The sequence below is a fragment of the Lelliottia sp. SL45 genome (assembly GCF_026672535.1).
In the GTDB taxonomy this organism is placed as follows: domain Bacteria; phylum Pseudomonadota; class Gammaproteobacteria; order Enterobacterales; family Enterobacteriaceae; genus Enterobacter; species Enterobacter nimipressuralis.
The window spans coordinates 123,677-146,160 of sequence record NZ_JAPPRH010000002.1 but is presented as its reverse complement, the minus strand read 5'-3'; the positions used below and the strand labels follow the sequence as shown (position 1 = coordinate 146,160).

The 22,484-nt window shown below is 54.3% G+C and carries 21 protein-coding genes; 10 read left to right on the top strand and 11 right to left on the bottom strand.

The annotated features are described in order from the left end of the window. Positions 1-57 precede the first annotated feature (57 nt). Complete coding sequence (locus tag OVA10_RS04600) at positions 58-1,683, bottom strand: sensor domain-containing diguanylate cyclase (protein ID WP_142503713.1); 1,626 nt, start codon at positions 1,681-1,683, stop codon at positions 58-60. A 419-nt stretch (positions 1,684-2,102) separates the two neighbouring features. Then, positions 2,103-2,354, bottom strand: coding sequence for a hypothetical protein (locus OVA10_RS04595; RefSeq protein ID WP_181827175.1), 252 nt, complete (start codon positions 2,352-2,354; stop codon positions 2,103-2,105). 229 nt (positions 2,355-2,583) lie between these two features. Here OVA10_RS04595 and OVA10_RS04590 point away from each other — a divergent pair, with 229 nt between their 5' ends. Then, positions 2,584-3,516 carry a lysozyme inhibitor LprI family protein gene (locus tag OVA10_RS04590; protein WP_231276871.1) on the top strand — a complete coding sequence of 311 codons (933 nt, stop codon included), beginning with the start codon at positions 2,584-2,586 and terminating at the stop codon, positions 3,514-3,516. A gap of 81 nt (positions 3,517-3,597) precedes the next feature. On the opposite strand, the gene OVA10_RS04585 is transcribed toward OVA10_RS04590, so the two are convergent. From OVA10_RS04585 to OVA10_RS04555, 7 genes are read right to left on the bottom strand one after another with little or no spacing between them, the layout of a single operon-like run. After that, positions 3,598-5,694, bottom strand: coding sequence for a flagellar biosynthesis protein FlhA (locus OVA10_RS04585; protein WP_268195498.1), 2,097 nt, complete (start codon positions 5,692-5,694; stop codon positions 3,598-3,600). Continuing rightward, positions 5,681-6,817: a flagellar biosynthesis protein FlhB gene (gene flhB / locus OVA10_RS04580; protein WP_416079560.1), complete on the bottom strand. Its 1,137-nt coding sequence runs from the start codon at positions 6,815-6,817 to the stop codon at positions 5,681-5,683. Before flhB ends, OVA10_RS04585 begins: the two co-directional genes overlap by 14 nt. Beyond that, positions 6,814-7,587 (bottom strand): flagellar biosynthetic protein FliR, encoded by a 774-nt coding sequence (fliR, locus tag OVA10_RS04575; protein WP_100778042.1) that lies wholly within the window; start codon positions 7,585-7,587, stop codon positions 6,814-6,816. The genes flhB and fliR overlap by 4 nt, the downstream gene beginning before the upstream one ends. A gap of 5 nt (positions 7,588-7,592) precedes the next feature. Beyond that, entirely contained in the window at positions 7,593-7,865 is a 273-nt protein-coding gene (fliQ, locus tag OVA10_RS04570; RefSeq protein ID WP_100778041.1) for a flagellar biosynthesis protein FliQ, read from the bottom strand. Between the two features lie 2 nt (positions 7,866-7,867). Next, positions 7,868-8,620 carry a flagellar type III secretion system pore protein FliP gene (gene fliP / locus OVA10_RS04565; RefSeq protein WP_100778040.1) on the bottom strand — a complete coding sequence of 251 codons (753 nt, stop codon included), beginning with the start codon at positions 8,618-8,620 and terminating at the stop codon, positions 7,868-7,870. Next, positions 8,617-9,018 (bottom strand): FliM/FliN family flagellar motor switch protein, encoded by a 402-nt coding sequence (locus OVA10_RS04560; protein WP_100778039.1) that lies wholly within the window; start codon positions 9,016-9,018, stop codon positions 8,617-8,619. Before OVA10_RS04560 ends, fliP begins: the two co-directional genes overlap by 4 nt. Further along, positions 9,011-9,892 carry a FliM/FliN family flagellar motor switch protein gene (locus OVA10_RS04555; RefSeq protein ID WP_268195495.1) on the bottom strand — a complete coding sequence of 294 codons (882 nt, stop codon included), beginning with the start codon at positions 9,890-9,892 and terminating at the stop codon, positions 9,011-9,013. The genes OVA10_RS04560 and OVA10_RS04555 overlap by 8 nt, the downstream gene beginning before the upstream one ends. A gap of 486 nt (positions 9,893-10,378) precedes the next feature. Here OVA10_RS04555 and OVA10_RS04550 point away from each other — a divergent pair, with 486 nt between their 5' ends. The 9 genes from OVA10_RS04550 to OVA10_RS04510 are packed head-to-tail and all read left to right on the top strand — an operon-like array spanning position 10,379 to position 19,357. Then, positions 10,379-11,410 (top strand): sigma-54 interaction domain-containing protein, encoded by a 1,032-nt coding sequence (locus OVA10_RS04550; RefSeq protein ID WP_100778037.1) that lies wholly within the window; start codon positions 10,379-10,381, stop codon positions 11,408-11,410. Between the two features lie 20 nt (positions 11,411-11,430). Next, entirely contained in the window at positions 11,431-11,805 is a 375-nt protein-coding gene (gene fliE / locus OVA10_RS04545) for a flagellar hook-basal body complex protein FliE (protein WP_100778036.1), read from the top strand. Positions 11,806-11,815: 10 nt separating this feature from the next. Beyond that, positions 11,816-13,489 carry a flagellar basal-body MS-ring/collar protein FliF gene (gene fliF / locus OVA10_RS04540; RefSeq protein ID WP_268195492.1) on the top strand — a complete coding sequence of 558 codons (1,674 nt, stop codon included), beginning with the start codon at positions 11,816-11,818 and terminating at the stop codon, positions 13,487-13,489. Continuing rightward, the gene (locus OVA10_RS04535) at positions 13,458-14,492 is read left to right on the top strand and encodes a flagellar motor switch protein FliG (RefSeq protein ID WP_100778034.1); all 1,035 of its coding nucleotides are present in this window, start codon (positions 13,458-13,460) and stop codon (positions 14,490-14,492) included. The genes fliF and OVA10_RS04535 overlap by 32 nt, the downstream gene beginning before the upstream one ends. Positions 14,493-14,494: 2 nt before the next feature. Further along, a complete protein-coding gene (gene fliH / locus OVA10_RS04530; protein ID WP_129036123.1) occupies positions 14,495-15,241 on the top strand; it encodes a flagellar assembly protein FliH in 747 nt (248 codons plus the stop codon). Next, positions 15,234-16,553 carry a flagellar protein export ATPase FliI gene (gene fliI, locus OVA10_RS04525; RefSeq protein ID WP_100778032.1) on the top strand — a complete coding sequence of 440 codons (1,320 nt, stop codon included), beginning with the start codon at positions 15,234-15,236 and terminating at the stop codon, positions 16,551-16,553. The genes fliH and fliI overlap by 8 nt, the downstream gene beginning before the upstream one ends. 6 nt (positions 16,554-16,559) lie before the next feature. Continuing rightward, positions 16,560-17,003: a flagellar export protein FliJ gene (fliJ, locus tag OVA10_RS04520; protein WP_100778031.1), complete on the top strand. Its 444-nt coding sequence runs from the start codon at positions 16,560-16,562 to the stop codon at positions 17,001-17,003. A gap of 1 nt (position 17,004) precedes the next feature. Then, positions 17,005-18,384, top strand: coding sequence for a glycosyltransferase family 2 protein (locus OVA10_RS04515; protein ID WP_268195490.1), 1,380 nt, complete (start codon positions 17,005-17,007; stop codon positions 18,382-18,384). A gap of 34 nt (positions 18,385-18,418) precedes the next feature. Further along, a complete protein-coding gene (locus tag OVA10_RS04510; protein WP_268195489.1) occupies positions 18,419-19,357 on the top strand; it encodes a hypothetical protein in 939 nt (312 codons plus the stop codon). A 166-nt stretch (positions 19,358-19,523) separates the two neighbouring features. Here the strand turns inward: OVA10_RS04510 and OVA10_RS04505 are convergent, their stop codons facing one another. Beyond that, the gene (locus OVA10_RS04505; RefSeq protein WP_268195487.1) at positions 19,524-20,171 is read right to left on the bottom strand and encodes a methyltransferase domain-containing protein; all 648 of its coding nucleotides are present in this window, start codon (positions 20,169-20,171) and stop codon (positions 19,524-19,526) included. A 16-nt stretch (positions 20,172-20,187) separates the two neighbouring features. After that, positions 20,188-22,464: a glycosyltransferase gene (locus OVA10_RS04500; protein WP_268195486.1), complete on the bottom strand. Its 2,277-nt coding sequence runs from the start codon at positions 22,462-22,464 to the stop codon at positions 20,188-20,190. Positions 22,465-22,484: the final 20 nt, after the last annotated feature.

Here is a 22,484-nt window from a genome sequence, read left to right as displayed (position 1 = left end):
AACGACACAACGCATGTCAGACTTAAACCGGCGGGGACATATTGCGGCGTTGGCAAGTTAACCGGTCAGGACCTTATTTTTCCCGGTTTTTTTCGCCTGATAGAGCAGCTTATCGGCCTGAGCGATGACCTCAGAGACCGAGCTATCCCCCATTTTGCACAGTCCGGCACTGAACGAAACTCGCAGATCTTTTTCGCGGAAACTTCTGGTATTCAACGTAATTCGCCATTTTTCGAGATAGCTTTGCGCCTTTTCGATGGAAACATCCTTGAACAACACGGCAATTTCTTCACCGCCGTAGCGATAGAGTGTGATAGTTTCCAGCCCGCGCAGGCGTAGCCCGATTTCGGCAGTGGTTTTAAGCACCATATCGCCGGTCATGTGGCCCCAGGTGTCATTGACGGTTTTGAAATTATCGATGTCGATCATCGCGATATGGGTATTGTTTTGCCCATTGTACTCTTCGATGTCATGGTCAAAGGCGCGGCGATTTCCGAGACCGGTCAGGCCATCGGTCAGCGCATCATGCTCAATCTGTTCCTGACGCAGCCTCGCACTATGGATCTCATCAAATAGCAGTTCTTCTACAGCGGTAGGCTTAATTGCACCGTTTCTGATCCCATTGGCGATACGCATATAAATCGTATTCAGCGCCGCCCGGGATGCCCACCAGCAGAAAAGCAGCACCACCAGCGCAAAGGCCATTCCATAAGTCACTTTGATACTTTCGTGCAGCACCAATTGGTTCATCTCATGTTCAGCCACCTGCTGAACGACAAACCATCCTTGTGGTGAGATGGCACGATAGAAATAGTAATGCCTGTTGAAGTAAAAATCCCCGCGATACTCTCGGGCGTGATCGGCGATCGCCTTTAAGGTGTCTGGCTCGATAGCGTGACCCGGGTTAATGATGACTTTACCGCGTCGGCTCATCAGGAAGGTTTTGCTCTTCATCGGCGGCAGAGAATTAATGAGAATTTCTTCGCTTTTTTCCACATCCAGATTGAGGGCCAGCACGCCGTCGTTCGAACCATCCTCGCCGTTGATAATGGGAAGTGATATCGTCAGGACCTGTTCTTTTCCGGTAAAAGGATCGGTGTTAATGGTGTAGTGGGCGACCTCGGTATCTTCCACAGCAATCGTAAACCAGGCGGCCTGACGTGGGTCCCAGTTGATGTTTTTCTTGCTGAGCGCGCCCGTGTAGGGCAGGCGAATGAAATGCCCGTCATCATCGGCATGAATAATAGACACCGCATCCGGCATGATGCGCAGGCGCTCAATTAACCAGTTTCGCAGGGGTAAATCCGTCTCTTCGATATGGCTAAACTTATGCTGATCGGCGGCGACGCGCGCCATCTCTCTGAGGATATCTTCATATCCACTCAGATATTTATCAAAAAAGGACGCCATATTGTTGACGTAATAATTGTTCAGCCTTTTATACGAATCTTTAATATCTGTCCACTGTGCCAGGGTGATCATAAGACAAACTAAAATGAGGGTAAAAGCCATCGCGGAAAAACAAATATTCAACGGCCTTCTGAAATTCAAACTTTTGATCACTGTGTACTCCGGATCGTACAGGCTATAAACAATAAGAGATAGAAATAGAAAAAAAGCGCAAAACATGCCTGGTAACAGGGGTGAATTGTCGCTAAATAAGAGGATGAATAATCCTAACAATTAATTAACAACGACGAGAGAAATTCGATTTGTGGGAAGGGTACATGCTCATTTTTTAATTGTCAAAGCCGATCGAATAATGGTTATCGATCGATGCGGTCAATGAATGGAACGTAAGGAGATCTATTTGTTAATATCGATCGAAATCGAGGTATTGATAGATTAAAACGATCTTTTGTTTACATATATACATGTTAACTTGTTGTTTATAATGAAATTAACTCAACTTCTTTTCATGCGTTGACAATACTTATAGAATTAACACTTTCTACGCGGGAATATTTATTTTACGAAGTATTAGGAAAAGGGGTAAATGTTGCTGTGATGTTGATTCAATGATTATTGTGAGGGGGGGGAGGGAAATTTTATTTCCTGGATAAGCGGAAAAGCAATTTCCCAGCCATAGCAAAAGAAATGAATTATTCGTTTTTCAAATCATACTCAATCAATTTCCAGTTAACCGGATAACCATTTTGCCAGGGCATCGTGTCGCCCTTTTTCACATTAACCACGTTAGTGACTGCAGGATTATCTATTTGCCAGTAACCACTTTGTGGGCAGGCATTGCCGCTAGAACGTCTGGTCCCTAATGGGCTTCGCGAGGATTCCATCTGTGAACCGTAAGCTGCCACCGTCGCCATGGTTAGATTGCTACTATCAATTTTCATCATTAAGCATCCATAAATTATACATCCCCTCTTTTAATGCGACAAAATACAAACAGAACTTAACACTTCATTTTCATTTTCTATTCATATAGTTATCGTGAATGGGTTTATATTGCAAAGCGCTGATCCATTCGCCACAATAGCTCTATTATTGGATGAAAGTTGAACAAATATGATCCCTCGCTTTTGCCGTTTTCTGTTTTGCCTCACGTTAATGTTAAGTGGCAGTGCGATGGCCGTGAACTGCCAGCGCGCCGTCACCCCGCTGGAAAACACCATCTGTAATAACGACAACTTGCACTGGCTCGACAGCACCCTGTCGGTGGTTTATCAGCAGGCGATTCATCAGGATGGTCTGGCGGCGAACGATAAAGAGTATCTCCACTGGGAAAAACTGCTGGAAAAATGCACAACTGCCGTCTGCATTGAACGTGCGTACTACGCCGGGATCAGTGGCATTTCCAACGTTAACCGCGATTTTAAGTGGGAAGGCAAATGGTGGAACATGCTGGCACCCAATATGAGCGGCGGGGTGATCCAGTTCAGTCGCAGTGCCCAGTGGAGCGAGACGCTGGATATTCGTGCCTGGGCGGGGTTAAACAAAGATGAATTCACCGCCGAGGCGCGCAAACTCTACGGGATGCTGGTGGTCGAAAAGGTGGTGGACACCAATAACTGCAAACTGCTGCTGATCCCCAAACACGACGGCTCCCTCCAGGTTTACAGTAACTCCGACTGGGGCTGCCGCATGTCGATGCCAGCCGGGGTATTTCTCGATGGCGCTTATCAGATGGCGGAACACGATCCGCGCCCCAAAGCGACGCTGCTCACCCTCGGGATCTTCCAGGATGCCGCCCTCGACGACAAATTCCGCGCGCTGGTCGGCGACGATTACCAGAACTTCGTCAACAGCGCGAACGTCTATATTTATCAGAATGATATCGACAACATCGGTGCCCGCGTGATCTCCATGTGGGTGCAAGGCGCGGCAAATAAACACACGGCTATCGTGATGTACACGCCGAAAGGGGAAATCTGGGCCGGGCTGATTTCGCCAGCGAAGGGGGGTGGCCTGATGTTCAGCTATTACAGCACCGACGGTAGCGATCAGCGTCATATGCCGCGCACCCTCGCCGGATGGAAACTGCGTTTTTTGGATGATTAACTGGCAGGAAATGCCGGGTAACGCAGCGCTTGCCCGGCTGACAACACCACTCACGCAGTGCCGCCGGGCATTCATCACTGACTACGACAACGTCCCCACAATCGTCAAATCACTGTCATCCGGTACCTCGTTATACGACAGTACATTCAAATTGCTGGCAAATAGACGCCCATAGCGTGAAATCAATGGTCGCAGCTGCGGCGTCACCAGCAGCAGCGGTGGCATCCCTTTCGCTTTCATCTGCTCCTGAATAATCGGCATCGTGTTCTGCAGCTGCGTCAGAATGTTCGGGTCGACCGGGAAGCTATCCAGCGCCACTTTTCCACTCTGTTGAGACTGATTTAGCGCGCCCAGCAGCATATTCTCCAGCGCGTTATCAATGGTATAGGCCGCCAGCTTCTGCCGGTCACCGTTGATATTATGAATAATGGCGCGACGCAGGGCGTAACGCACGTCGGAGGTCAGCAGGATCGGATCTTTAGTCACTGCCGAGCTTTCCAGCAGCGTCGAGGCGATGGTGACGATATCTTTCAGCGACACTTGCTCCAGCAGCAGCTGGCGGTAAATCCGCAGCAGCAGACTAAAGTTGAGGGCGTTCGACAGATCCTCCGCCAGCTTCGGCGCCTGTTGCGCCAGACGGGCGTGCAGATGGGTAATATCGTCGTAATTAAACAGCTCCGGCAGATGCTCGCGGGCGACTTTATTGACGTGCGTCGCGACCACGCTGGCGCAGTCCACCACCTGATAACCCAGATTTAATGCATTGGCTTTCTGTTCCGGGTCGATCCAGACGATCGCCATGCCGTACGCCGGATCCGTATCCAGCACGCCGTCGATTTCGCCGTACAGCTCCGCCCCTGGAATCGCCATCAGTTTTTCAGCGTACACCTCCGCCAGCGCAGTGCGGATGCCGTTGATATGAATTGCATATTGCGCAGGCTTGAGGCGGAAATTCTCCCGGATGCGAATCTCCGGCAGCAGCACGCCACACTGCTCAGACACCACCTGGCGCACCCCGCGAATACGCTGCGACAGCGGGCTGCCCTTTGCCGAGTCAATCAGCGTCACCAGTTTGTACCCCAGATTCAGGCCAATCGGCTCCACCAGCGGAATGCTTTCCCAGTTGATGGCAGGCGCGACATCCTGGCCCAGTGCGTCAGTAATCGCCTCGTAATCCGTCTCTTCTTCGGCGGGTTTAACCACTTTGCTCTGCCGCCAGGCGGCAAACAGCAGTAAACCGGTGAAGCACAGAAACGCGATGTGTGGCATTCCGGGGACAATCGCCAGAATAAACATGACGAAGGCGGCGGTGTAGAGCACATGCGGTTTGGCCAGCAGCTGGGTTTTGATCTCATCGCTGACGTCATCGCCGTCGCTGACGCGCGTCACGATAATCGCTGCGGCGGTCGCCAGCAGCAGGGAAGGGATCTGCGCCGCCAGGCCGTCACCGATGGTCAGCAGAACGTACTGCTGGAACGCGTGGCTGGCATCAAGATCGTATTTGAAGATACCGATACAGATCCCGCCGATGACGTTAATCACCAGCACCATGATCCCGGCGATGGCGTCACCACGGACAAACTTCGAGGCCCCGTCCATCGCGCCGTAGAAGTCAGCCTCTTTCGACACCTCTTTACGCCGATCGCGCGCCTGTTTCTGATTAATCAGCCCCGCATTCAGGTCGGCGTCGATCGCCATCTGTTTACCGGGCAGGGCATCAAGGGTGAAACGCGCCGACACTTCGGAAATACGCTCTGCCCCTTTGGTGACCACCACAAAGTTGATGATCATCAGGATGATGAATACGACAAAACCGACGACGAAATCGCCGCCGATCACCACCTGTCCGAAGGCCTCGATCACCTTACCGGCTGCACCTTCCCCTTCGTGGCCGTGGAGTAACACCACGCGCGTGGAAGCGACGTTCAGGGTCAGTCGCATCAGGGTGGTGATCAGCAGAAGCGTCGGGAACACGGCAAAATCGAGCGGGTGCTGCATGTTTACCGCCACCAGCAGGACCGTCACGGCCAGAACGATGTTGAAGGTAAACAAAATATCCAGCATCAGCGGAGACAACGGCAACATCACCATCGCCAGCACGCTGAGCAGTAATATCGGTACGCCGATGCGGCCCTGACGGAGAATGGCAAGCATTTGCTGTGACTTACTGTTCGCCATGGGTTTTTAATACCTCTTTAGGAATGTTGATCTGTTTGTTCAGGCTCGGTTTGGCCTCAAGCTGGCCGGTGCGCCAGGATTTGAGCTGCATGACGTAGGTCAGCACATGCGCAATGGCGCGAAAAAGCTGGGCCGGAATTTGCTGGTTAACGCGCGTGGAGTGGTAAACCGCTCGCGCCAGAGGCGGAAACTCCACCACTTCAATCTGGTGCTGGCTTGCCACTTCACGGATGTAGAGGGCGATATCATCGACCCCTTTCGCCACGATGTACGGGGCTTCTGCTTTGTTCGGATCGTATTTCAGCGCCACCGCGAAATGGGTCGGGTTGGTGATGATCACGTCTGCTTCTGGTACGGTGCGGTTAATCTGCCCCATCGCCATCTGGCGCTGGAGCTGGCGGATACGCCCCTTGATCTGCGGATTCCCGTCGTTATTTTTGTACTCTTCCTTCACCTCTTGCTTGGTCATGCGCATCTTTTTGGTGAACATGAATTTGGTCAGCGGCACGTCGAGCAGAGCAAAAATCACAATCACTGAAATGAAGTAGATCAGTACATGGTGAAAAATGCCAAAACCGGCGTGGATCGCCTGGTTGAGGTTCAGGCGCTGCAGATGCAGCAGCGGATTCAGGGAGCTGTGAACCATCGAATACAGCACCGCCAGAATCACCCCGCACTTGAGCATCATCTTGCCCACTTCCACATAATGGCTGGCGGCGAACATGCGCTTTACGCCGCTGATCGGGCTGATTTTTTTGAAATCGGGCTTTAGCTTCGACAGTGTAAAAATCCAGCCGCCGGGGATCAGGCTCGCCACAATACAGGCCAGTGGAATCGGCGCGAGGGTGGCGATAAAGCGCAAGATCACCGAGACGTTGAGCATTAGAAACTGGCTCAGCGCGCCGCTATCGTCCAGCCGCCCGGCCATCATTCCCACCGAGGTAAAAGATTCCATAATCAGCTGCTGGTAATAGGGAAAAAAGCTGCTCAGGGTGATAAACGAGGTCAGCAGCCCCACCGCCATGGTCAGGTCTTTCGAGCGCGGCAGATCGCCCTTTTCCCGCGCTTTGCGCAGTTTCTGGGGGGTGGGTTTTTCGCTCTTATCTCCGCCCTGGGCCATCAGTGGCTCCTTACGGCTTCGAGCCTGGCCAGAATTTCATTGGTCAGGTTGAGATAGTGGTCGGGAATATTGGTCATCATCATCGAAATACAGAGCAGGCCGAACAGCATGCTGATGGGAAAGCCGAGCGAGAACAGGTTCAGGGTCGGAGAGATGCGGTTCAGCAGGCCAAACCCCCCTTGCACAATCAGCATCACAAAGGTGGTGGGAAGGGCGATTAATGTCGCCGCAGACATTATCCAGCCCAGGCTTTGTACGATTAATAATAATGTCGGTTTATTAATCGCCTGACCGATGGGCCACCAGACAAAACCTTTAAACAGAATCGTCACCACCAGCAGATGCCCGTCCATAATGAAAAACAGCAGGGCGCAAAAGGTGTAAATAATCTGCGAAATCACGGTGGTCGAGCTGCCGTTGACTGGGTCGTTCATCATCGCCATCCCAAGGCCCATATTCATCGAAAGAATATGTCCGGCGGTTTGCAGGGCGACAAACACCAAATGCATCGCCATGCCAAACAGCATGCCCCACAGCATCTGCTCTCCGATGAGCAGAAGGGTACGCACCGACAGCAGCCCGGTGAGCAGCACTTTTTCCGGCAGCATCGGGGTGATAATCACCGACAGCGCCAGCGCGAGCGCCGCTTTGATGCGTTTGCTAAAGGCGCGGTTATCCAGCACCGGGCAAAAGTGGATAAACGCCAGAATGCGCACAAACGGCAGAACGAGCGCCATCAGCGGGTTTATCAGAGTGAGAATATCAATGCCCATGGCCGTCAGCCCACCAGCGCCGCCGCCTGGTGAAAGAGATTGACGGTAAAGTCGACTAACTGGGTCAGCATCCATTTGCCGCCAATGATCAACACCGCCAGCGTCACCAGCAGACGCGGCAGAAAGCTCAGGGTCTGTTCGTTAATTTGCGTGGTCGCCTGAAAAATACTGACGCACAGGCCGACGATCAGGCTCGGCACAATCGCCACCGCCGAGATAATCAGCACCAGCTTGATGCCGCTCGCCATGATGTCACCGGCAATATCCATCGTGACCATGGCTATACCCCTTGCACGCTGGAGGTGAGGGTGCCGACAATCAGCGTCCAGCCGTCACAGAGCACAAACAGCATCAGCTTGAACGGCAGCGACACAATCAGCGGCGACAGCATCATCATCCCCATCGCCATCAGAATACTGGCGACAATCAGGTCGATAACCAGGAACGGAATGTAGATCATGAAGCCAATCTGGAAGGCGGTTTTCAGCTCGCTCAGCAGGTACGCGGGGGTAACCACCGTCAGATCCTGCTCGCGCGGATCGCCCGTCACTTTGGCGATATCCATCATCTGCGCCATCGCTTTATTGCTGGTTTGCGCCAGCATGTAGTTCTTCAGCGGCGTCTCCGCTTTGCCAAACGCCTGTTTCATGGTGATTTCATCATTCTGAAACGGCACGATGGCCTCATCGTAAATCGTCGTCCAGACCGGGCGCATCACCAGCAGCGTCAGGGCCAGCGCGATGCCGGTGAGGATTTTGTTCGGCGGGCTTTGCTGCAGCCCGAGCGCCTGACGCAAAATCGCCAGCACGATGATAAACCGCGTAAAGCAGGTCATCATCAGCACCATCACCGGCAGTAACCCCAGCAGGGTCATCAGGATCAGGATTTCAATTTTGACGTTGTAATCCTGCCCGCCGTCGGTGGTGGCCGAGCTAAAGAGCGTAATATCGCCGTTCGCCGCAAACAGCTGCGGTGAAAAGAGCAGCCCGGCAAACAGCAGCGCGGGCGCCACGGCGCGAAGCAGCGGTTTCATCGCGTCAGTTCACCCAGTTCTTTGCTGTTGAACTCCAGAATGCGCAGGCCGTATTTATCGTTCAACACCACCGCTTCGGCTTTACCGAACAGAATGCCGTTCACTTTGATGTCCAGCGCTTCACCGGCCATTTTATCCAGCTCAATCACCGAGTCATGGTTGACGGTCATCAGGTCGGCCAGCGAAATCTCGACCGACGCCACTTCCAGGGTCAGGGTGACCGGAATGCGGCTGAACAGCGCCATTTTGCGCAGGTCGTCGATGCCGCTCGCCGTCTCAGGTTGTTCCTGAATATCCAGGCGGATATTGCCTTCAACCGTCTCTTCGCGCGGCATATCGCCGAGGTTGAGATCGCTGAAATCCAGGGACTGGCTCAATTCTTGTTGCAGATCACTCATAAGGCTTCTCGATGGTTCTGTCGTTAAATCCACAGAGGAATAACTTGCTGTGGTCTTCGGCGATGTTGGCGTCAAAAATCTGCTCTTTCCCGATAAACACAGGAACGGGATCGTTGATGCTCATAGGGATGATGTCGCCCGGCTTGATTTTGGCCAGTTGGGCGACGGTTAAATTCAGGCTGGCGACTTTGCCGCTCAGTTTTAGCGGCAGGCTGTAAAACAGACGTTCGATCTGCGAACGGTCCGGCGTGGGTTTAGGGCCAGCGTGGCTGTCCGTCAGCGGGTCGCGTAAATTCATCAACATGTGATCGACGTGCTGATTATCAAATAACAGCGTAAAACTGCCGTGCTCATACCCTTCGAGACTAAAAGTGACGCACCACGCCCACTGATTAATAATGGTGGTGTTGTCGCTTTTAATTTCGAGGTCCTGGCCAAAAGTCTCTTTATCAATCAGCAAACGGGTGAGATCCAGCCCGATTTTTGTTTTCAGACGATCTTCTGTTTTGGTTACCGGTTGGCTGGTGTCCGGTGAAATATTTCCGCTCTCTTTCCCCAGGCCATAATAGTCATGAAGAATGTGCAGGAGTAATGAACGCTCGATGCTAAAGGCAATGGAACCGAGCGGCGTAGAAAAAAGTTGGGTGTTTTTATGCGTCTGGTCAATCGCAAACGTCATCGATTCCAGTGCGACATTTACCCGCAATTTTTTAAGAAAATAAATGCTCAGGCGCGAATCAAAGATATCGAAGCTGTCATTCATTAACTTGGGTAATTTATGCCATGGGCGACCGAGCTTGCTCACATCGAGCTTCACCATGTCGGGAATCGCCTGACGTGGGTAGATTCTGATTCGCTGAGGAGCTGCTTGCATAGTTCTTCCGCATAAAAAGAGTGATAAGCGTAAAGCGTCAGAGATAAAACAAAAAACGCTAATCGGTTCTAAAATAATTTAAGTTTCTTAAAACGGTGCCGCTTTATCTATTCAGGAGGAATTACCTGCCAGAGAGAAATCCAGACGCACACAGTTTATTAAGGACAAGAATTAGACTCTTTTTAGACGATCGGCACAAGATTGTCCGGGTTATTAATTCCTTATTTTACAGGCGCTTATTAAGATTAATAACTTTTGTAACTCTATGATATTTATAGATTAATATTTTAATACCCATTAAAAACAAGACATCTCACCCCGCACCGATATACTGCGCTTCAGTCATGAATTCCGATGCTTCACTGTATCCGGTGACTTTCGTAACCCATATCGAACTTATGCATTTATAAATATCCGCGCCAGGCGGCGGAATATCTGTGCAGCAGTTTCAGGTTAATGAATTGATTAAATTGTTGGTGAGTTGTTATGAGTATTGTTATTGAACATGAAGCCCAAAATGAAAATGGATTTGTTGCCAGCGCACCAGAAAGCGTCAATGTATTTTCATTAGCGCGTCGCGTGGCTAAATATAATGTATCGGTACTTATTACTGGCGAGACCGGAACAGGAAAAGAGTGTATCTCCCGCTATATTCATGAGAATGCATTAGGTGCCGATGCGCCTTATGTTGGCGTGAACTGTGCGGCCATTCCGGAAAGCATGCTTGAGGCAATTTTATTCGGCTACGAAAAAGGTGCTTTTACCGGAGCGGTCACAGGCGTTGCCGGTAAATTCGAACAGGCGAATGGCGGAACCTTATTGCTCGATGAAATCGGTGATATGCCGTTAGCGCTGCAGGCGAAATTATTGCGCGTTTTGCAGGAGCAGGAAGTCGAGCGTCTCGGCAGCCATAAACGTATTCCTCTGGATATTCGCCTGGTCGCCTCCACCAATAAAGATTTACAGCAGGAAATTGCCGAAGGGCGTTTTCGTCAGGATCTCTTTTACCGTATTTCCGTCGTACCCATTCATATCACCCCGCTGCGTGAACGCCGTCAGGACATTATTCCTTTAGCGCTGCGTTTTATTGCCAAATATAAAGCCTTCCATAAAGGCAATATTCGTCTGAGCGACGAAGCGCGTCACGCGCTGCTGGCTTACGAATGGCCGGGCAACGTGCGTGAGCTTGAGAACGTTATTCAGCGCGGCATGATTCTGAGCAACGGTGAAGAGATCACGGCGGTGGATTTTGGCCTGCCGGTGATGATTCCTACCGTCGAAATGCCCGACCTCGACGTCATGCCTGCCTACCGCGAGCAGCAGAGCGCGGCCAGCGCGATGAGCAACGTGAAGCTTCATGGCCGGATGGCGGAGTTCCAGTACATCCTCGAACTGCTCAAACGTCACAACGGCAACAAATCTAAAACGGCGGCTTTTTTGGGTATCACCCCGCGCGCGCTGCGCTATCGACTGGCGTCAATGCGTGAAGAAGGCATTGATGCCGGTTGCTACTCGTAACGGCATAAGGGACTTAACCAATGGACAAAATTACCGCTATCGGTCTTCACGCCAGCCAACAGGCGATGCTGGACAAAATGCACAATACGGCCGCGATGGCAGCGTCTGGCGCAGTGAATCAGGGGCAGATGATCGCCCCCGGTGCGTCGTTTCCCGACGTGGCGGGCGCAGGCAATCTCTCCTTTTCCCAGGTGCTGAATAACGCGATCGATAACGTCGATGCGGTCCAGCACTCTGCCGGAGCAAAGCAAAAAGCGATTGAAATGGGACAGAGCGACGATCTGGCTGGTGCGATGATCGAATCGCAGAAGGCGAGCGTGGCCTTCTCCGCCATGATGCAGGTTCGCAACAAACTCACCACTGCGCTCGACGAAGTGATGAATACTCCGCTCTAAGGTCTCCTCCGTGCTGAATAAGTTAAAAGAAAAACTCTCCGCTTTACCCTTGCCTGCCGGGCGGCTGAAACCCCAGTGGCTGATTACCGCAGGCGGCTTGCTGCTGGTGGCGGCGATCGTCTTCTCTCTGTGGCGCAGCAATCAGGGCTATGTGGCCCTGTACGGCAGCCAGGAAAATATTCCCGTGGCGCAGGTGGTGGAAGTTCTGGGCGCAGAGGCGATTGCCTACCGCATAAACCCCGACAACGGCCAGATCCTGATCCCGGAAAACAAACTCCCGCGTGCGCGCATGGCGCTGGCGGCGAAAGGGATTACGGCGGTGATGCCGGAAGGCTACGAGCTGATGGACAAAGAGGAGATGCTCGGCAGTAGCCAGTTTGTGCAGAACGTTCGCTACAAACGCAGCCTCGAAGGGGAACTGGCGCGCAGCATTATGGCGCTCGACCCGGTGGAAAGCGCCCGCGTGCATCTCGGTCTGAGCGAATCCAGCTCCTTTGTGATGACCAACAAACCGCAGAGCAGCGCCTCGGTGATGTTGCAACTACGCTACGGCAAACATCTGGATGAGCAGCAGGTCGCCGCGATTGTCCAACTGGTCGCCGGCAGCGTGCCGGGCATGCAGGCAAACAGCGTACGCGTGGTGGATCAGGCGGGCAATCTGCTGTCGGAGAACGGCCAGCAGGGCACCACCAATATGGCCAGCATCCGCCAGGGGCGCGATGTGATTGAGCGTATCAAACACGAAACCACCAGTAATATCGCCGGGCTGCTGACACCGCTGTTTGGTAGCGAAAACTACCGCATCAGCGTGACGCCGTCCGTGGACATGAGCAGCGTCGAAGAGACCCAGGAGCGCCTGGGCAAAGAGCCGCTGGTCAGCGACGAGAATATCTCCCGCGAAAACACCACCAACGAGCTGGCGATGGGCATTCCTGGCTCGCTCAGTAACCGTCCCGTGACGCCACCGGCAGCTGCCACGGCACCTGACACGCAGCAGCAAACCACGCAAACCCAGACCAGCGATCCGCGCTCCCTCACCAACCGCACCCAGGAGCAGCGTAAGTTTGCCTTCGATCGCGATATCCGCCACATCCGTCATCCCGGCTACAAGCTGGAGAAACTGCGCGTGGCGGTGGCCCTGAATCAGGCCGCGCCATCTCTCGCCTCGATGACGCCGGAACAGCTCGCCACGCTGACGCGGCTGGTCGAGGACGCCGCTGGCATCGAAAAAGATCGCGGTGACTCCCTGACCCTCGACCGTCTGACCTTTGTTGATATCACGGGCGACGGCCTGCCGGTGCTGAAGTGGTGGCAAGACCCGTCCATTCAATACTGGGGACAAATGGGCGGTATCGGCCTGCTGGCGCTATTAACCCTGCTGTTTGGCGTGCGTCCTCTGGCTCAGCGCCTGGCGCGCCGCGATGCGCCTGCCATCGATGCGATTGAAGCGAAAGGGCTGGACGACGCACCGGAAAATGAGCTGGTCACCACCGAAAACGGCCTGACCGGATTGCCAGGACCGGCATTCAATCAGGATACCGACTTGCCGCCACTCAGTTCTGGCCTTGAAACCAAGGTGGAATACCTGCAAATGCTGGCGGAAAACGAAACCGAACGTATGGCTGAAGTACTGAAACAATGGATCAACAGCAATGAGCGAACACCTAATAAACAAGAGCAGTAAAGGTAGCGTCAAAAGTGGACGCAGCCGCCTGGAGCAGGCCGCCATTCTGTTGCTCAGCGTGGGCGAAGAAGCCGCCGCAAAGCTGATGCAGAAGATGAACCGTGATGAAGTGATTTTACTCAGCGACACCATGGCGCGGCTGCACGGCGTGAAGGTGGACCACGCGCGCTATGCGATGAACAACTTTTTTGATGATTACCGCGAGCAGAGCGGTATCAACGGCGCCTCGCGCAGCTATCTGCGCAGCATTCTGGAGAAAGCGCTGGGCGGCGAAATCGCCAGCAGCGTGATCAACGGCATCTACGGGGACGAGATCCGCCACCGCATGGCGCGTCTGCAGTGGGTCGACGTGCCGCAACTGGCGGCGCTGATTGAGCAGGAGCACCTCCAGTTACAGGCGGTATTCCTCGCTTTCCTGCCGCCGGACGTGGCCGCCAGCGTGCTCAGCGCCCTGTCGCAGGAGCGTCAGGACGAAATCGTCTGGCGTATCGCGCGCCTCGATGACGTTAACCGCGACGTGATTGACGAACTGGATCGCCTGATCGAACGCGGCGTGGCGGTGCTGTCCGAGCACGGCTCGAAAGTGGTCGGCATCAAACATGCCGCCAATATCGTCAACCGTATTCCGTCCAACCAGCAGCAACTGCTCGATCAGCTGCGTGAACGGGATGCGGGCGTGGTGGAGGAGCTGGAAGAGGAGATGTACGAGTTCTTCATCCTGAGTCGCCAGACGCCAGCCACGCTGCAACGTCTGATGGAGGAGATCTCCATCGAAGAGTGGGCGGTTGCCCTGAAAGGCACCGAGCCGGTACTGCGCCAGACCATTTTCAACGTCATGCCGAAACGCCAGGTTACCCTGCTGCAATCCACCACTACGCGTCTGGGTCCGGTTCCTGTGAGCCGCGTCGATCATGTGCGTAAAGAGATCATGGCCACCGTCCGTCAGCTGGCGGAAGAGGGTGAGATTCAGGTGCAGCTGTTTGCCGAACAGACCATGGAGTAACCATGTTTAAAAAGCACAGCTTACCCTTAAGCGCCCTGACCCCGACCCGACAGGCGGTGATCAAACCGCGCCTGTACAAATTCCCGCCGCTGCGTAAACGCCGCCCGGCACACAGCGTGGCGGAGGATATTCCCGCTGCGGCTGACGGCGCGGCGATACAGGAACAGCTTCAGCAGGGATTTCAGGACGGCCTGAACCGTGGATTTGCCCAGGGCATGGAAGAGGGCAAAGAAGAGGGATATCAGGAGGGGCTGCGCCTCGGTTTTGACGAAGGCGTGCGGAAAGGGCGATCCGAAGGGAAAACCCAGGCGCGCCAGCAGTTTCTCGACGCGGCCCATCCGCTGGATGAGATCATTCAGTCGATGGAAACCTTCATGGCGAACTACGAGCAGCGTCGCCGCGAGGAGTTATTACAGCTGGTGGAGAAAGTGACCCGGCAGGTGATCCGCTGTGAACTGACCCTCCATCCCACGCAGATTTTGACGCTGGTGGAGGAAGCGCTGAGCGCATTGCCCCAGCAACCCGAGCAGATCAACGTCATGCTCAACAGCGAAGAACATCGCCGCATCAGCGAAGCCGAGCCGGAAAAAGTGGCCCAGTGGGGGCTAATGGCGGACCCCGATCTGGCCCCCGGTGAATGCCGCGTGGTGACCAACACCACTGAAATGGACGTGGGCTGCCAGCACCGACTGGACCAGTGTATGGACGTGCTGAAAGAGACGCTGCTGCCGGAATCCCGCGATGAGTAACACCGATTTCGCGCAGGTTTTGCGCTCCATCGATAACATCAACCTCGCCCGCGTGGCCGGGCGCCTGGTGCGCGTGGCGGGCATTTTGCTGGAGTGCGTCGGGTGCCGTCTCGCCGTCGGCCAGTTGTGCCAGGTCGAAAGCGCCGAAGGGGAGTTTATCGAGGCGCAGGTGGTCGGGTTCGATCGCGACGTAACCTTTTTAATGCCCTTCAAACAGCCTTCCGGCCTGATGGCGGGCGCGCGCGTTTACCCCGCCGATAAACAGCAGGGGGTGCTGATTGGCGATCAGTGGCTCGGACGGGTGGTGAACGGCCTTGGCGAGCCGATTGACGACAAAGGCAAACTCTCCGGCGACACGGTACTGCCGCAGCAACTCCCGCAGGTGCATCCTCTGCGACGTCAGCCGGTGGCCGCACCGCTCGACGTGGGCGTGCGGGCGATTAACGGCCTGTTGACCATCGGCAAAGGCCAGCGAGTGGGGTTAATGGCGGGGAGCGGCGTTGGCAAAAGCGTGCTCCTCGGCATGATCACCCGCTATACCCAGGCCGACGTGGTGGTGGTGGGGCTGATCGGCGAGCGCGGGCGCGAAGTGAAAGAGTTTATCGAACATTCGCTGGGGGAAGAGGGGCGGCGTAAATCGGTGATCGTCGCCGCGCCGGCCGACGAATCGCCGCTGATGCGTATCAAAGCCACGGAGCTGTGCCACACCATCGCCAGCTACTACCGCGACAAGGGTAAAGACGTTCTGTTGCTGGTGGATTCTTTAACCCGCTACGCCATGGCGCAGCGTGAAATCGCCCTTTCGTTGGGCGAACCGCCCGCCACGAAAGGCTATCCGCCATCGGCATTCGGCATGATCCCGAGACTGGTTGAAAGCGCGGGCAACAGCGAAAGCCACGGCTCAATGACCGCAATCTACACGGTGCTGGCAGAAGGTGATGACCAGCAGGACCCGATAGTCGACTGCGCCCGTGCGGTGCTGGACGGGCACATCGTCTTGTCGCGACATCTGGCGGAAGCGGGCCACTACCCGGCCATCGACATCGGGCAATCCATCAGCCGCTGTATGAGCCAGGTGACGGAGCGCGAACACCAGCTTTCGGCGCGCACCCTCAAGCAGCTGTACGCCGAATACCAGAGCATCAAGCCGCTCATCCCGCTGGGCGGATACGTGGCGGGTGCCGATCCGATGGCCGATAAAGCGGTCAATCTCGCCCCGGCAATCACCCGGTTCCTGCAGCAGGAAGTGCAGGATGCGGCGCTGCTCGACAAAACCATCTCCGATCTCAACGTACTGGCGAAAGCAGGATAATCGACGATGAGTAAACTGATTCAGACCCTCGAACAACTCCATGTGCTGCGCAACCGCGCGGTAAAAGATCTCAGCAGTAAACTCGCCACTCAGCAGCAGCTGTGCCAGCGCCTGGAGAAGAACATTCACGCCCTGTCGAACCTCGTCAACCACAGCACGCCGGAGATGCAGGGCAGCGCGACCATGCTTCACAATCAGTCGTTCTACAAACGCAATATCCAGCGAGTGATCGACTGGCAGCGGCAGGAGCAGGCGCTCGCGACAGTCGAAGCGCAAAAATTGCAGGGGAATTTGCTGGCGGAATCGCGTCGGGAAAAGAGTCTCGAACTGGTGCTCGATGGCCGTCGACAGGACCTGCGCCAGGCGCAGGAGCGCCGCGAGCAAAAAGTCACTGACGCCGTCTCCGCGCAGTGTTGGTTAAGACAACAACAGGCCCAGCGGCAGCGATAAGATGGCTACTAATTTGATGCAGTCGCTGCTCAAACGCCAGCAGCAGAAAAAAATCACCGAATTCCCGTTTGTCAGCGTGATCTGTCCGACGTGGGAGCGCCGGGCGTTCCTGCCCTATTTGCTCTATCTCTTTCAGTATCAAGACTATCCGGCCGATAAACGCGAGCTGGTGATCCTCGACGATTCCGCGCAAGGCAACGAAGATCTGATCGCCATGATGGTCGATGCGCGCGTGGACAATGTGCGTTATATCCACAGCCCGGAGCGGCTGGATCTCGGTGAAAAACGCAACAAACTCAACGAGCTGGCCAAAGGGGAGTACATCGTCTGCTTTGACGATGACGACTACTACCCGCCGAACAAAATCAGCGCGCAAGTGGGCGAAATGCAGCGCAACAATGCCCTCTTTTCCGGCAGCGATACCATTTATATCTGGTACAGCCATCTCGATAAAATCTATCGCACCCATTCTTTTGGCGCCCACCATGCCCTGAACGGCACCTTTGCCTATCATCGCCACTTCCTGAAAAACCATCGCTATGAAGACTCCGCGAGGCTGGCGGAAGAGCAGGCGTTTCTGAATAACTTCACCGCACCGGTGCTGCAAATCGATCCCCGCGAGGCGATTTTGTGCATTTCGCACAGTGCTAACACCTACGACAAAGATTTCGTGCTCGGCTCCAGCCAGCCGACGGCGCTGACGCTGGAAGATTTCGTCTCCGATCGCAATCTGCTGAACCACTATCGCCGCCTGAGCCACGCGCCGCTCAGCACCTCCGTGCAGTGGTCGGTCTTCGCTAAGGTGGCGGTGCTGTATGACCAGCCCGATGAGCTTGAACATCAGCGTCAGGCGCTGGTCGCGCTTGGACTCGATGCGCAACAGCTGGTGCCTTTTGCCCGCGACGGGCAGGACGAGCTGACGTCCCACTGCCAGGTGCTGGACACGGCGATGCGCGAGCAGTGGCAAAGCGTGGTGCTGGTGGATGCGTCGGTGAAATACGTGCGCAAAGAGATGTCGATAAAAACGGTAAACCAGCTCCTTTCCCGCCTGGCTCATATCGACTGGCAGGTGGTGGTGCTGGGAGCGCGCTATCAGCGTATTTCACCTCTCAAGGCGTTGCCGGGCGTGGCCCGCATCGCGCGCGGTGACTGCGGCTGCGCGTATGCCGTCAACGGCGAATACATCCCCGAGCTGCTGGCGTGCTACCGCCAGGCTATCGCGCAACAGCTCACCCTTGATGAATGCTGGCCTGCGCTCATGCAGGCCCGCTGCTGGCTTGGTCTGCAGCCGAGCTTTGCTTTTTTACCCGAGATATCCGACCGCGAAAGCGGGAAGCGTATCGATTGCACCCACTGGTTTTTTCGCAAAAACTTTCAATGAAGAAGGGCCGCCACTCCAGCGGCCGGAGTACCCTATGGAACTGATTGAGCACTACCAACCCGAATATGTCGTCCGCTTTGCCGAGCGGGTACGGCCCTGCGAATGCCCTGCCTGTCAGGGGCGTACGGACGACTGGCCCGTCACTCACGTGAAGCTGAAAAACCAGCAGCGCGACAGCCTCGACGCGGGCTGCGAGACTGCGGCCCGCGAGATCCTGCTCAACCCGCAGGCCTTTGTTCTGCATACCTCAACGACCCGGCCGCAGAGCGAGCAGGGGCTGAGCGCCTGGGACGAAACCCTGAACCAGCAGTGCATCAACCTGGCGGTCCATCCGGCACTGACGCTGGAGAGCAGCCTGTACGCCATCGGCGTGTTGCTCAGTAAAGCGCAGCGTTATCTCGACAGCGATCAGTGCGAGCCGCACCAGCTGCTGGAGATGGGCGAGCAGCTTTCGGCGCTGGCGGAGCGCGGGATCCTCGACGAACAGCTGCGCCTTCTGCCGCCGATTGAGGTGAATCGCGTGGAAGCGCTGGAGCAGATGGGCGCGATGCGCCTGACCCTCAATCTGCCCGCAATGCAGAAAATGAGCATGATGCTGAAGCTCAGCGAGCTGGCGGTGATGCAGCCTGCCCGTCTGCAGGATCGCTTACGCGAGCTGGAAGCCGGTGCCGCGCGCAACGCCCTGCTGAACGAACAGCCGCATATCCTACGCAACGCCCTGATCTATAAACTGTATGGCGAATGTCTGCCCGGTCCCGACGCCGACAACTACGGCGATGTGCTGATGTCCCTGACCCGCATGATGTTCCAGCTGAAAATGCTGTGCGCCATGTGGCTCGAGGACAACGCTCAGCTCACCCACAACGATGTGGTGGCGCTGTTTAGCGCGTGGTTTAACTGGCAGAGCGGAAATGTGTGGAAGGGCGCGAATTCTGCGGATTACACGTTGCTGTGTGGGCTGTCGTTGATTTGATGTTCCAGGCCGTCACTATTAACGTTAGCCGTTCAGCCTTTTAATTTAAATAGACATCAAAACCATGAAGATAACGTTTTGATGTCTATTTTTTCTATTTCTCTACAGAGAGTTACCGTCGCAGTGAGTCTGCATTGGAACCTGTCTGGCACCGGGTCTGCGGAACTTACTGTTCTTCAATACGACGGAAAATATAGAAATCTGCAAAGGACGTATTGTCTTGATTGCGAACATCAAACGGATATCTATTCGGAACCCAATCCTCTAGCACCCATTCCGCGGTCATATTTTTAACAATCCAGTCAGTGAATTTGCGATGGCGAACGTGTTTAACATGCCCGCCTAGTAGCGCATTCAGCTCCTCGTTATTCGACGCATAGATAATGACAAACCGCTCGGCTGCGCTGAACAACGTGGTCATATAGTGTGTGAAAACTTGATCTTCAATTAAGTGATAAATCACATCCAGCGAGAGCGCGAGTTCAGCTGTCTGACCGTTCCATGCGTTGACCGGATAAAAGTGCTTTGTTGGATCGTTGGCGAATCGGCTCTGGCAGCGCTCAAGGGCATGCGCAGAAACATCAAAACCGGTATAGCGCGGGTAGCGCGCAAGTGAGAGCTGATTTCCATCGCCACAGCCGAACTCCATGACTGACGATATGTTTTCCTTTTCAACAAACCGATTCAGTACCTCGGCTTTAAAATCAGCCAGGCAACCGTAAGATCCTGCGCCTGAATTACCTTCAAGGCGGTAACGGTCGTCCCAGTATTGTGCTGAGTGTTGAAACGCTAACGTATTGTTTGGCTGTGACATGTCTAATCCTGATGCTTTAAAGAGGTAAACGATGCAGGCCTGTTGCTACAGGGCTGTCGTGCAAAAGTGCGTGCTTGAGATCGGCTATCGTTAGTGGATGTATTTGCATGCCGGGGTCGGTCGTAAAGAGTCGGCAATAGCGCTGCGGGAAGGTTTCACTAACGTACTGGCGCAGAATAGTAGGCTCGGGCGAATCGGCAATCAGCACGGGCAGGCTGGCAAATGGCAATGCTTTATCTGAAACAACTAACAAATGGAATTGCTTATCCTGTTGAGCGCCCAGGAGCTGGATTTGCTCAATTAACGTGTCAACGGAGACCGTCGTGGCGTCCAGCACAATGATTATGTATTCAAGATCGCAGGCGGCGATTAAAGCCTCGCGCCGTGTCTGCACAAACGCGTCGATCTCCTGGCGGCTTTTGCCAGGAAACAACTCCGTCGACCGGTAACGTTTAAGAATGGCTTCAAAGATACGATACTCATAGGTCGCATCAATTGGTTTGCCCATTCCGGTCAAATTGTCGTCATGCAGGCGATAAGCGACATTGCACTGTGCGGTAAAAGCAATACGGGCTACGCCGACAGCGCGGGACCAGAATTCGTAGTCATGAGCACGCAGGTATGCCGGGTTATAGTCCCCGACTCGGGTGTAGAGCGAACGACGAACGCAGCAACCAGGATTAGTAATGAAACTGCCATGGACTATCTGATGTAACCAGTTGGCAGGTGCATGGTTGAACAGGGAAAAAAACTTCTTTTCACCTGCTAAGGTTTCCATTGCACAGGAGATCACGTCGGTCTGCGGGTTGCGCTGTAGCAGGGTGCGGTAATGGGTTAACGCATTGGCATGGAGGTGGTCATCACTATCCAGCCAGACCAGATATTCTCCCTTCGCCTCTTCAATACAGTGATTTCGGGTATCCGGGGCATTGCTGTGTGCTTTGCGAACGATGCGCAAGCGCGGATCGTTCAGGTCTTCGATTGTCGCAAGGCTCCCGTCTGTAGAGCCATCGTCAACCACCACCACCTCAAAATGCGAATCCCTTTGATTCAGCGCAGAATAAACTGCTGGAAGTAAATAGCGCTCACGGTTATAGCAGGGGATGAGAATCGAAAAAAGCGGCGTGGTACTGCCGACCGGTTGCCAGAGAGCCTGATAACCCTCCGGCAATTCCTGCTGGCGCAAAAGGGTTTGTGCTTCCTGTGTATAGTGTTCAGGAGAGGGATTACCTTCAAGCACGCGGGCCACGGCGTCTTCAAGCGAAGTGAATAAATAGCGCTTGGGTAGATATTCACTCAATCCTCCAGCAGCATGAAATGCAACAGGTTTTAATCCGGCAAGCATCGCCTCAAATACGCCCATGCCCTGAGATTCGTTATAGCTGGTGGAGAGCAAAAAGGATTTATCCGCGTACCAGCTCGCCATTTCCTCGGCGGCAATTGTTCCGCATATGACCACATTGCGGGATAAACCATAGATGGTGACAAGCTGAGTAAAACTGTCGAAGAGACATTGATCCTCTACGCGTCCGGCAATAAACAGCTTATAGCGCGAATTCTGTTTCACTAACGCCTGCAGGATGGGCAGAAGCATGATCAGATTTTTTTGCGGCGCAAAGCGGGCCACGCAGGCAATATGAAACGGATTTCGACGAATGGCACTCTGCGTGACAGGAACATGTTCGGTCAAATTGGCGAGAACAGTGACCTTCAAATGGACGGGTAATTTTTTGCCCATCAGGGAAATAAAGCGTTTTTTCATCGCCTGACTGACAAGAACAACTTCGTCAATATTGTCCCAGTTGGCCTGTAAAAATGCCTCCCCATAGAGTTCGTAACGATGGATACGGCAGACCATGCGGCAAAACTTCGGCAACTGACTCGCCGCAATAATCGCGCCGTCGCCCCACTCAAACCAGGCGACATCGCAATGGCGAAGGGCATTGAGCAGGGACTGCTGGGTGAGTGATTTGCCGCTAAGCTTCTGTACATGATGGCCTTGCTCTTGCATCAGCCCCATGACGGGAAGCAAAAAATGGAAATTATCGTTGGTCGCTGTCACCACAATCCGCTGTTTTCCAGCCTCGAGCGGAACAAATTGATACGAAAGCGGTTGGTCTATTTGCCCGATGCACTGATAGCCGCAGCGACGCAGATACCCGCTGACTTCTGCGAATTTGTCAGGGGTTGCACCTTCCAGCGAGACGGGTGAATGGGCTGTTGCTGCTTCCTGAATAGCGGCCAGCAAATATTCCTGAGGCAGGTCGGCCGCCAGGATTTTTTGAGTTGTCATGCTGCGGTCCTTCGGGGGAA